We start from the raw sequence: 12362 nt of genomic DNA on the forward strand, positions 1-12362 counted from the left end.
ATTGACTTTTATGCTTACCTCATGTATCATATTAATTTGCTAAAACTATCTGAAACGATAAAAGGCAGGAACGAAATATTGTCCGTTCCGGCTTTTAATAGGGAACAAAAGTAGAAGCTCGTGAATATATTTTCAAGAGAACGTTCTATTTTTGGTTTTTTTTTGCCTAAAAGCCGCAAAAAATGTCAGGTGTTACATGAATTTAATTTTTGTAACATAAATGTAATTTATCTTCGGATCGGTTTTCAAAACTTTTAAGAGGGGTGAAGAACTTGGCTGGACACGTAGTGAAATACGGAAAACACCGAGAACGTAGAAGCTTCGCACAAATCAGTGAAGTGTTGGAATTACCGAATTTGATCGAAATTCAAACAGATTCTTATCAATGGTTCCTAGATGAGGGCTTGCAAGAAATGTTTGAAGACATTTTGCCAATTGAAGATTTTAATGGAAACTTGTCACTTGAATTTGTTGACTATGAATTAAAAGAACCTAAATACACGGTAGCAGAGGCTCGTTCACACGATGCAAATTATTCTGCTCCATTACATGTTGTATTACGTTTAGTAAACCGCGAAACTGGTGAAATCAAATCCCAAGAAGTATTCTTTGGCGATTTCCCATTAATGACTGAACAAGGAACCTTTATCATTAACGGAGCAGAACGTGTTATTGTATCTCAATTAGTTCGTTCTCCTGGCGTTTACTTCCATGGAAAAGTGGATAAAAATGGTAAAGAAGGCTTTGGTTCAACTGTTATTCCTAACCGTGGTGCATGGTTAGAAATGGAAACAGATGCTAAAGATATTTCGTATGTACGTATCGACCGTACTCGTAAGATTCCTTTAACGACGTTAGTTCGTGCGTTAGGTTTTGGTTCAGATGATACAATTTTTGAAATCTTCGGCGAAAGCGAATCATTACGTAACACAATCGAGAAAGACTTGCATAAAAACCCAAGTGATTCTCGTACAGAAGAAGGTTTGAAAGACTTATACGAACGTTTACGTCCGGGCGAGCCTAAAACAGCAGACAGCTCTCGTAGTTTGCTTACTGCTCGTTTCTTTGATCCAAAACGTTACGACTTAGCCAATGTTGGTCGTTACAAAGTAAATAAAAAATTAGATCTTAAAACACGTCTATTGAATTTAACATTAGCAGAAACGTTAGTGGATCCTGAAACTGGCGAAATCATCGTTGAAAAAGGGACTGTTCTTACACACCAAGTAATGGAAGAAACACTTGGCGAACGTTTAGAAAATGGTTTGAACTCAGTGACTTACTACCCAACAGATGATGCAGTCGTGACTGATCCAATGACTGTTCAAGTCATCAAAGTCTTTTCACCAAAAGATCCTGAACGTGAAGTAACAGTGATCGGTAATAACTATCCTGATTCTTCTGTCCGTACAGTTCGTCCTGCAGATATTATTGCTTCAATGAGCTATTTCTTAAACTTGATGGAAGGCATCGGCAATGTCGATGACATCGACCATTTAGGGAATCGTCGTATCCGTTCAGTTGGTGAATTATTACAAAATCAATTCCGTATTGGGTTAGCTCGGATGGAACGTGTTGTGCGCGAACGTATGTCGATTCAAGACCAAGAAACATTGACACCACAACAATTGATCAATATTCGTCCAGTTGTTGCTAGTATCAAAGAATTCTTTGGTTCTTCTCAATTGTCACAGTTCATGGATCAAACCAACCCTCTAGGAGAGTTGACACACAAACGTCGTCTGTCTGCCTTAGGGCCTGGTGGTTTGACTCGTGACCGTGCCGGATATGAAGTTCGAGACGTTCACTATTCTCACTATGGCCGTATGTGCCCGATTGAAACACCCGAAGGTCCGAACATTGGGTTGATCAATAGTTTGGCGTCATACGCGAAAGTGAATAAATTTGGTTTCATTGAAACACCTTACCGTCGTGTGGATCGTTCAACTGGTCAAGTAACAGATAAAATCGATTACTTAACAGCTGATATCGAGGACCATTACGTTGTTGCTCAAGCAAACAGTAAGTTAAACGAAGATGGCTCTTTCGTAGAGGAAGTTGTTATGGCTCGTGCTACTTCTGAAAACTTGGAAGTAACAATCGATAAAGTGGATTACATGGATGTATCACCAAAACAAGTAGTCGCAGTCGCTACTGCATGTATCCCGTTCTTAGAAAACGATGACTCTAACCGTGCCTTGATGGGAGCCAACATGCAGCGTCAAGCAGTGCCTTTGATCAATCCTAAGTCTCCTTGGGTTGGTACTGGTATGGAATACAAAGCTGCTCATGACTCAGGTGCAGCTTTACTATGTAAACATGATGGTGTGGTTGAATTCGTTGATGCTCACGAAGTTCGTGTCCGTCGCGACAACGGCGCATTAGATAAATATGACATCACGAAATTCCGTCGTTCAAACTCAGGGACTAGCTATAACCAACGTCCATTAGTTGAATTAGGTGAAAAAGTTGATGCTGGCGATATCTTAGCTGATGGACCATCTATGGAAAATGGCGAATTGGCTTTAGGCCAAAACGTTGTCGTAGCTTTCATGACTTGGGAAGGTTACAACTATGAAGATGCGATCATCATGAGTCGTCGTTTAGTAAAAGACGATGTCTATACTTCTGTCCATATTGAAGAATATGAATCAGAAGCACGTGACACTAAATTAGGACCTGAAGAAATCACTCGCGAAATCCCTAACGTTGGGGAAGATGCATTGAAGAACTTAGACGAAATGGGTATCATCCGCATCGGTGCTGAAGTACAAGATGGCGATTTACTCGTTGGTAAAGTAACACCTAAGGGCGTTACTGAATTATCTGCTGAAGAACGTCTATTGCATGCGATCTTCGGTGAAAAAGCTCGTGAAGTTCGTGATACTTCTCTACGTGTACCTCACGGTGGTGGCGGAATCGTCCATGACGTGAAGATCTTTACACGTGAAGCAGGCGATGAATTATCTCCTGGTGTGAATATGTTAGTGCGCGTTTATATCGTGCAAAAACGTAAGATTCATGAAGGGGACAAAATGGCCGGCCGTCACGGAAATAAAGGGGTCGTATCTCGTATCATGCCGGAAGAAGATATGCCATTCTTACCAGATGGTACACCCGTTGATATCATGTTGAACCCACTAGGGGTGCCATCACGTATGAATATCGGGCAAGTATTGGAATTACACTTAGGGATGGCCGCTCGCCAACTAGGTATCCATGTTGCAACACCGGTCTTCGATGGTGCACAAGATAGCGATGTTTGGGAAACTGTCCGCGAAGCTCGAATGGCTGCGGATGCTAAAACTGTTCTTTACGATGGACGTACGGGTGAACCATTTGATAACCGTATCTCTGTCGGTGTAATGTACATGATCAAATTGGCCCACATGGTCGATGATAAATTGCATGCTCGTTCAATCGGACCATACTCTCTTGTTACACAACAACCATTGGGTGGTAAAGCTCAATTTGGTGGACAACGTTTCGGGGAAATGGAAGTTTGGGCACTAGAAGCATATGGTGCTGCCTATACATTACAAGAAATCTTGACTTACAAATCAGATGATGTAGTCGGTCGTGTAAAAACTTACGAAGCCATCGTCAAAGGTGAACCTATTCCAAAACCAGGAGTACCTGAATCTTTCCGCGTATTAGTGAAAGAATTACAAGCACTTGGTTTAGATATGCAAGTCTTAGATATCAACGATAAAGAAATCGAGTTACGTGACATGGATGACGATGATGATGATTTGATTACAGTCGATGCTTTGACAAAATATGCAGAACAACAACAATCTGCTAAAGAAGTCAAAGAGCAAGCTGCTGCTGAAAAAGCAGAACAAAAATCTGATTTGATCCAAGAAATCGAAACTGCTGAAGACTTATAAGAGTCACACTTGCCATACGTAAGTCAGCTGATCATTAGCTGACTTACGATAATATGAATTGGAGGGAAACCCTTTTGATCGATGTAAATAAATTCGAAAGTATGCAAATAGGTTTGGCTTCTCCTGAAAAAATCAGAAGCTGGTCATACGGTGAAGTAAAAAAACCGGAAACCATTAACTATCGTACATTGAAACCTGAACGTGAAGGGTTATTCGATGAAAGAATTTTTGGGCCTACCAAAGACTGGGAATGTGCCTGTGGAAAATACAAACGAATCCGTTATAAAGGAATCGTTTGTGACCGTTGTGGTGTTGAAGTCACACGTTCAAAAGTTCGTCGTGAACGTATGGGTCACATCGAATTAGCAGCTCCTGTAACACATATCTGGTACTTCAAAGGAATTCCTTCTCGTATGGGTCTTGTATTAGATATGAGCCCTCGTGCGTTAGAAGAAATCATCTATTTTGCATCATATGTCGTAATCGATCCAGGCAATACGAGCCTAGAGAAAAAACAATTATTGACTGAACGTGAGTACCGTGAAAAACGTGAGCAATACGGTCAAGAATTCCAAGCAGCTATGGGTGCTGAAGCCATCAAACAACTACTAGACAAAGTAGACTTAGAAGGCGAAACAGTTGAATTAAAAGAAGAATTGAAAACGGCTCAAGGACAAAAACGTACACGTGCTATTCGTCGTTTAGATGTTTTAGAAGCATTCCGTTCTTCAGGCAATCTTCCTAGCTGGATGGTTATGGATGTTATCCCTGTCATTCCGCCAGATCTACGTCCAATGGTACAATTAGAAGGTGGCCGTTTTGCAACGAGTGACTTGAATGATTTGTATCGTCGTGTAATCAACCGTAACAATCGGTTGAAACGTTTGTTAGACTTGAATGCACCAAATATCATTGTCCAAAATGAAAAACGGATGCTTCAAGAAGCCGTTGATGCGTTGATCGATAATGGTCGTCGTGGCCGTCCAGTTACTGGACCAGGTAACCGTCCATTGAAATCTTTATCTCATATGTTGAAAGGGAAACAAGGTCGTTTCCGTCAAAACTTATTGGGTAAACGGGTCGATTACTCTGCACGTTCCGTTATCGTTGTTGGACCATTCTTGAAAATGTATCAATGTGGTCTTCCAAAAGAAATGGCAATCGAATTGTTCAAACCTTTCGTTATGAAAGAATTAGTTCAACGCGAAATTGCTTCAAATATCAAAAATGCAAAACGTAAAATCGAACGTCAAGAAGACGTTGTATGGGATATCTTAGAAGAAGTTATCAAAGAACATCCTGTTTTACTTAACCGGGCACCTACGCTACACAGATTGGGTATCCAAGCATTCGAACCAATCTTAGTTGAAGGTCGTGCAATCCGTCTTCACCCATTAGTATGTGAAGCCTACAATGCCGATTTCGATGGAGACCAAATGGCTGTCCATTTACCTCTAGGTGAAGAAGCTCAAGCAGAAGCTCGTATGTTGATGCTTGCTGCTACACATATCTTGAACCCTAAAGATGGTAAACCAGTTGTAACCCCATCTCAAGATATGGTCTTAGGTAACTATTACCTAACAATGGAAGAAGAAGGCCGTGAAGGTGAAGGAATGATCTTCCGTGATATGAATGAAGCTGTCCTAGCATGGCGCAATGGCTACGTTCATTTACACTCACGTGTAGCTGTTAATCCTAATACATTAGGTGACAAACCATTCACAGAAGAACAAAAAGAACGCATGTTGATCACAACTGTTGGTAAAATTATCTTCAATGAGATCATGCCGCAAGAGTTCCCTTACTTGAATGAACCAACTGATTTCAATTTAACTCAACACACACCTGACAAATATTTTGTCGAAAAAGGTACAGATATTCCTGCAGTGATCAAAAAACAAGAAATTATCTTGCCATTCAAAAAGAAAAATCTTGGAAATATCATTGCTGAAGTCTTCAAACGTTTCAAAGTCACTGATACATCAATGATGCTTGACCGTATGAAAGACTTAGGTTATAAACACTCAACTTATGCTGGGATGACCGTTGGTATCGCTGATATCATGGCCTTGGCTGAGAAACAAGAAATCATCGATAACGCCCACAAACAAGTGGCTACGATCACGAAACAATTCCGTCGTGGTTTGATTACTGATGACGAACGTTATGAACGTGTTATCGCTGTCTGGAATGCAGCGAAAGATGACATTCAACAACGACTAATGGAATCATTAGATGCGAAGAACCCAATCTTCATGATGTCTGATTCTGGAGCCCGTGGTAACATCTCCAACTTTACTCAGCTTGCTGGTATGCGTGGATTGATGGCCGCTCCGAATGGTCAAATCATGGAATTGCCGATCATTTCTAACTTCCGTGAAGGTCTATCTGTCTTGGAAATGTTTATCTCTACTCACGGGGCTCGTAAAGGGATGACCGATACCGCCTTGAAGACAGCCGATTCAGGTTACTTAACACGTCGTTTGGTTGACGTTGCCCAAGATGTTATCGTACGTGAAGAAGATTGTGGTACTGACCGCGGTCTAGAAATCTCTGCGATCCGTGAAGGTAATGAAATTATTGAATCATTAGAAGAACGTCTAGTTGGACGTTATACTCAAAAATCAGTGAAACATCCTGAAACTGGAGAAGTATTACTTCCTGCAGATGCATTGATCAGTGAAGAAGATGCAAAACTGATTATCAATTCTGGTGTTGAACGCTTAACGATTCGTTCAGTCTTCACATGTAATACAAAACATGGTGTATGTAAACATTGTTACGGCCGCAACTTGGCAACTGGTGATGACGTTGAAGTCGGTGAAGCAGTTGGTACCATCGCTGCCCAATCAATCGGTGAACCTGGTACTCAGTTGACCATGCGTACATTCCATACCGGTGGGGTTGCCGGAGATGATATTACACAAGGTCTTCCTCGTGTCCAAGAAATCTTCGAAGCACGTAATCCTAAAGGTTTAGCTGTCATTACTGAAGTTACTGGTGAAGTGGTTGAGATCGTTGAAGATGCTGCGACTCGTTCGAAAGAAGTTACCGTCAAAGGTGAAACAGATACTCGTACGTATACAGTTCCTTATACTTCTCGTATGAAAGTTGCTGAAGGCGATACAGTTCATCGTGGTGCACAATTAACAGAAGGATCAATCGATCCTAAACACTTGTTGCAAGTTCGCGATGTAATCTCAGTTGAAACATACTTACTACGTGAAGTTCAACGTGTTTACCGTATGCAAGGGGTAGAAATCGGCGACAAACATATTGAAGTAATGGTTCGTCAAATGTTACGTAAAGTCCGCGTTATGGATCCAGGTGACACAGATATCTTGCCAGGTACATTACTTGATATTGCTGATTTCAAAGACCAAAACTACACTACGTTGGTTTCTGGTGGAACGCCCGCAACATCTCGTCCAGTCTTGCTTGGTATTACAAAAGCATCATTGGAAACAAACAGCTTCTTATCTGCTGCATCATTCCAAGAAACAACTCGTGTCTTGACTGATGCTGCGATCCGCGGTAAGAAAGATCCGTTACTTGGATTGAAAGAAAATGTTATTATCGGTAAAATCATTCCTGCTGGTACAGGTATGGCAACTTACCGTAACATGGAACCAAAAGAAGTTGTTGTCGCAAGCGAAAATGTCTACAGTATCTCTGATATTGAAGCACAAATGGCTGCGGAAGATGCTTTGAACAATCCATTAAACTAAATTTTAAGTTGCGTTTCGTAAAGAAACTAAACAAAATTAAGTAGAATATGTGAAAAAAGACCACAAGATTCGTTTAGAATCTTGTGGTCTTTTTCTTTTCAAGGTATTATAGGAAAGTATTTGCATAAATGAGAGCGGTAACTTTAAAGAGATATTAAATTTCGTTTAGAGCGATAAAGAAAACCTATTGTTATAGTACGGTTTATGAGAAAATAACTTGAAAATATATGGATATGATGTTTGAGGTGTGACATGAGCAAAGCGAAGAAAATCATTTTGACTATTATCGGAATCATCGTGGTGCTTGTCGGTGGGATAAGTGTTTATTTACTAAAGGTAAATAGCGATGTAGATCAGGCAGTCTCGAAAATGACTAAGACCGTCAAATATACAAACAAGCGATCGGATACAGTGGATTTAAATAATGGAGAACCCTTTTCTATTTTATTGATGGGAACTGATACAGGTGACAAGGGTAGAACATATCAAGGTCGTTCTGACTCAATGATGGTCGTAACTATCAATCCAAAAAAGAAACAAACGATCATGACGAGTTTGGACCGAGATATTTATACGCAAATGGTTGGCTATAAAGGGGACGAAAATACCTATGTAGCTGATGGTGATACTTACTATGATAAATTGAATGCAGCCTATTCTTTAGGCGGTACAAAAATGGCAATCGAGTCAGTCCAAAAAATGATGGATATCCCCATTGATCATTATGTGGAAATAAACATGAAAGGTTTAAAATCTTTAGTTGATGCCATCGGTGGGATCGAAGTGAATAATAAAATTGAATTTACTTTAGATGGTGTGCATTTGAAAAAAGGCAAACAAACATTAGATGGCAGACATGCCTTGGAGTACGTTCGGATGCGCCATGAAGATCCAAAAGGTGATGTTGGACGCCAAGCAAGACAAAGGGAAATCCTTACTAAGATCGTGAAAAAAATGATTTCAGTTGATTCTGTGACGCAATATAAAAAATATTTGCGCGCGGTTGAAGAGTATGTCCGTACTGACCTGACATGGAATCAAATGTTGACAGTCGCTAAAGACTATACTCCGGCCGCAGAAACCATCAAACAAACGCAAGTAGCAGGTAACGGGGAAATGATTCAAGGGATTTATTTCCAAATTTTAGGACTTAATAGCTTGCTTGAAGAGCAAAATACTTTGAAAAAACAATTGGGTCTACCGACGAAAAAAGAATTGCCGAATTATGATGAAGATGATGATAACCAATTATTCTTCGATGACAGTGATGTCAAAGTCAGTGCAGGAAATCATTATGATTACACCGGTTACGGAAACATCCTCTATCCAATCGATAGTGAAAATTATTAGAACTTGAGCAGCTGCTTAAGTTCTTTTTTTGCATTTATTTAATAAATGAGCAGATCCATGTCTATTTTTTTAGAAAAGTCTATGATAAGAAAAAAGGAGGTCGGTTTTATGAAAGAAGAAAAAGCAATATTCGCAGGCGGTTGTTTTTGGTGTATGGTCAAACCGTTTGATCAGACTCCAGGGATCAAGAAAGTCGTTTCTGGATATACAGGAGGTCATGTTCCCAATCCAACTTACGAAGAAGTTTGCAGTGGGGCAACCGGACATACAGAAGCTGTCGAGATCACATTTGATCCAGAGGTCATTTCCTATCAACAACTGGTTGAAATCTATTGGCAACAAACTGATCCGACCGATGCGTTTGGTCAATTTACTGATCGTGGCGATTCGTATCGTCCAGTGATCTTTTATGCTTCGTCTGAACAAAAGGCAGTTGCAGAACAATCGAAAGAACAGTTGCAAGCTAGTGGTCACTTTAAAGCTCCGATCGTAACAGCGATTGAACCAGCGCAACCTTTTTATCCGGCAGAAGAATATCATCAAGCTTTTTATCAAAAAAATCCTGCACATTACAATGCTTACAGTGAAGGGTCCGGTCGGAAAGGATTTATTCGTCAACATTGGGATGCTTAGTGTTTCAATACTAACAAATAAAGCAGACCGATAAATAGAAAGGGCACAAATGGAAGCCGTTCTAGTCTTCTCTGGTGTAAAGAATGATAGAGGTAATAAATGATTCCGGTCAGGGAAGCAACAAAGAGTATTTGGATCAGCTCATAACTAGATAAGAAAAAACTCCATAGTCCAATAATCCAAAGATCTCCCAGACCAAGACTGTTTGGGAGTATTTTTTGGCTAAAAAAGAAAATTACTATAGCGTACAACGGTTGCCACCAATAAATATTGGGGAGTAAGAAAAGAGCAGTTATGAATAGAAAAATCCCGCTTAGCAAAAAGATCCTCATTTCTACGATAAAGAACTCCCAATCGATCACTGCTAAGACAAGAGTGCTTAATAACCAAAGTAATTTCCAAAGATTGAACCATTGAAACTCGGGCATACACCAGCAAAAAAGTATCCCGCAAAAAAGTTCTAGTCCAAAACTGCGTGCTGAAAAACGTTGGAGACAATGAGTACAGCGAAAACATTGAAAGATAGCAGAGAATAATGGAATCATCTCTAGTGGATGAAGCCGAGCTTTACAATGATCACAATGAGAGGGAGGGGAAATAAGTGAGTGGTTGTTCGGCAGGCGAATACTGACTACCGCTAAGAAAGACCCAATAATTGTTCCTAAAATAAAGTATATGATAACATTCGCCTCCTTTTTTATAAGGTACGAAAAAGAATAGGCAACTGGGCGTTTTCTTTGTACTTTTGACGAAAGTGTATTATGCTTTTAGTGAAGCAAATATTAGGAGGTATAGTGAAATGAAATTCAAACAAACAAAAGAAGTATTGAACCAATTAGTAGCAGACTTAAGCCAAATGTCGATGGTCATCCATCAAACACATTGGTATATGCGCGGACCTGGTTTCTTGACATTGCACCCAATGATGGACACATTCATGGATGATGTGAACGATCAATTAGATGAAATCTCAGAACGTTTGATTACATTGGACGGGGCTCCTTATTCAACTTTACGTGAAATGGCTGACCACACAAAAATCCCAGACGAAGTAGGCCGTTGGGACCGCACGATGGAAGAACGTCTAGCTACGCTAGTTGAAGGCTACCGCTATTTAGCTGACCTTTATCAAAAAGGGATCGAAGTATCTGGTGAAGAAGGCGACGATCCAACCCAAGATATCTTCATCGAATTCAAAACAGCAATTGAAAAACGAATTTGGATGATCCAAGCACATCTTGGCAAAGCACCAGAAATCGATCAATAAAAAACGAAGTAAAAGGACGAGCATTAATGCTCGTCCTTTTTTTAGACTAAAATTTGTTTTGCGGCACTTATTTGAGCACGGACTTGCTCAAAGCCAGTACCACCTAGTGAATGGCGACGGATAACGGCCGTCTTTGAGGCAAGTGTTTCATAGATATCTGAATCAATCACTGGGCTGATGGCTTGGTAATCGGTTAAGGGAATGTCTTGTAGGAAGATGCCTTTTTGAGTACAAGAAAGTACCAGCTTTCCAACGATTTCATGTGCCTGACGGAAAGGAATGCCTTTAGTTGCTAAGTAATCGGCTAATTCTGTCGCATTTGAAAAATCTTTTTCAGTGGCGTCATGCATGACTTGCGTGTTGACTTTCATGGTAGATATCATCCCCGCCATGATCTCAAGACTGGTCGATACGGTATGAACCGTATCAAACATCCCTTCTTTATCTTCTTGTAGATCTTTGTTATAAGCTAAAGGCAAGCCTTTCATCACCGTTAATAAGCCCAATAAATCACCAAACACCCGACCAGATTTTCCTCGAATCAATTCTGCCATATCTGGATTTTTTTTCTGAGGCATAATTGAACTGCCGGTCGAAAATGCATCGGTTAATTCCACAAATTTAAACTCATGACTGCACCATAAAATCAATTCTTCGCAAAACCGTGATAGATGCATCATCAAGATGGAACTGTTGCTGAGAAACTCTAAAATAAAATCACGGTCGCTAACACCATCTAAACTATTGGTATATAAAGAAGCAAATCCTAATTCATCTGCGGTCATTTGGCGATCGATGGGAAAGGTCGTACCTGCTAGTGCAGCGCAACCTAATGGGGAGATATCAACTCGCTTGAGGCTTTCTGCTATACGTTCTTGGTCTCGAGTCAACATGCCATAATAAGCCATCAGATGCTGAGCGAATGAAATTGGTTGAGCATGTTGCAAATGTGTGTAGCCAGGCATGATCGTCTCAACATGTTCTTCCGCTTTTTCAACTAATACTTTACGAAATTCTTGTATTTTTTTGCTGATCAATTGGAGTTGTTCTTTTAGATACAAATGCATATCGGTTGCTACTTGATCGTTTCGACTACGAGCAGTATGTAATTTCCCCGCTACTGGCCCAATCTCATCGTGCAACATTTTTTCTAGATTTAAATGGATATCTTCATTCTCAATCGTAAAGGTCAATTCTTCTTTAGCTGCTTTTTCTGCTAAGTGCTGCAAGCCAGTTGTAATTTGTTTAGCTTCTTCGTGCGTAATGATTCCTGTATTACCCAGCATTTTGATATGCGCTAAGCTGCCTAGGATATCTTGTTTTGCTAATTGATAATCAAATGGGATCGAAGCGCCAAAGGCATCGATCCATGCTTCATTTTTTCCATCAAAACGGCCGCCCCATAATTTTGCCATTGTTTATTCCTCACTTTTTTAACGAATTCATTTAACAAAAAAGACCGTTACAACGGTCAATTCTGTCTGGATCAGATAA

General features: G+C 40.2%; 7 protein-coding genes. 5 read left to right on the forward strand and 2 right to left on the reverse strand.

Annotated features, from left to right (window positions below):
* Positions 1 to 272: 272 nt before the first annotated feature.
* The 4 genes from rpoB to msrA all read left to right on the forward strand — a co-directional run bounded on the left by rpoB (position 273) and on the right by msrA (position 9601).
* Positions 273 to 3890: a DNA-directed RNA polymerase subunit beta gene (gene rpoB / locus RV04_RS07945; RefSeq protein WP_071857935.1), complete on the forward strand. Its 3618-nt coding sequence runs from the start codon at positions 273 to 275 to the stop codon at positions 3888 to 3890.
* A gap of 74 nt (positions 3891 to 3964) precedes the next feature.
* Positions 3965 to 7618: a DNA-directed RNA polymerase subunit beta' gene (rpoC, locus tag RV04_RS07950; RefSeq protein WP_071857936.1), complete on the forward strand. Its 3654-nt coding sequence runs from the start codon at positions 3965 to 3967 to the stop codon at positions 7616 to 7618.
* Positions 7619 to 7870: 252 nt separating this feature from the next.
* Positions 7871 to 8968 carry an LCP family glycopolymer transferase gene (locus tag RV04_RS07955; protein WP_071857937.1) on the forward strand — a complete coding sequence of 366 codons (1098 nt, stop codon included), beginning with the start codon at positions 7871 to 7873 and terminating at the stop codon, positions 8966 to 8968.
* Between the two features lie 108 nt (positions 8969 to 9076).
* A complete protein-coding gene (msrA, locus tag RV04_RS07960; protein ID WP_071857938.1) occupies positions 9077 to 9601 on the forward strand; it encodes a peptide-methionine (S)-S-oxide reductase MsrA in 525 nt (174 codons plus the stop codon).
* On the opposite strand, the gene RV04_RS13680 is transcribed toward msrA, so the two are convergent.
* Positions 9598 to 10302: a prepilin peptidase gene (locus RV04_RS13680; RefSeq protein ID WP_084405580.1), complete on the reverse strand. Its 705-nt coding sequence runs from the start codon at positions 10300 to 10302 to the stop codon at positions 9598 to 9600. The genes msrA and RV04_RS13680 overlap by 4 nt on opposite strands.
* A gap of 98 nt (positions 10303 to 10400) precedes the next feature.
* On the opposite strand from RV04_RS13680, the gene RV04_RS07970 reads away from it, so the two are divergent.
* Positions 10401 to 10868, forward strand: a complete 468-nt coding sequence (locus RV04_RS07970; RefSeq protein WP_071857940.1) for a Dps family protein — start codon at positions 10401 to 10403, stop codon at positions 10866 to 10868.
* Between the two features lie 41 nt (positions 10869 to 10909).
* On the opposite strand, the gene argH is transcribed toward RV04_RS07970, so the two are convergent.
* Positions 10910 to 12283, reverse strand: a complete 1374-nt coding sequence (gene argH / locus RV04_RS07975; protein WP_071857941.1) for an argininosuccinate lyase — start codon at positions 12281 to 12283, stop codon at positions 10910 to 10912.
* Between the last annotated feature and the right edge of the window lie 79 nt (positions 12284 to 12362).

It is taken from the genome of Enterococcus hermanniensis (assembly GCF_001885945.1).
In the GTDB taxonomy this organism is placed as follows: Bacteria; Bacillota; Bacilli; order Lactobacillales; family Enterococcaceae; genus Enterococcus_A; species Enterococcus_A hermanniensis.

Coding starts and splice junctions, on each gene's coding strand:
- RV04_RS07955 (WP_071857937.1), top strand. CDS start 7,871: ATGAGCAAAGCGAAGAAAATCATTTTGACTATTATCGGAATCATCGTG.
- msrA (WP_071857938.1), top strand. CDS start 9,077: ATGAAAGAAGAAAAAGCAATATTCGCAGGCGGTTGTTTTTGGTGTATG.
- RV04_RS07970 (WP_071857940.1), top strand. CDS start 10,401: ATGAAATTCAAACAAACAAAAGAAGTATTGAACCAATTAGTAGCAGAC.
- argH (WP_071857941.1), bottom strand. CDS start 12,283: ATGGCAAAATTATGGGGCGGCCGTTTTGATGGAAAAAATGAAGCATGG.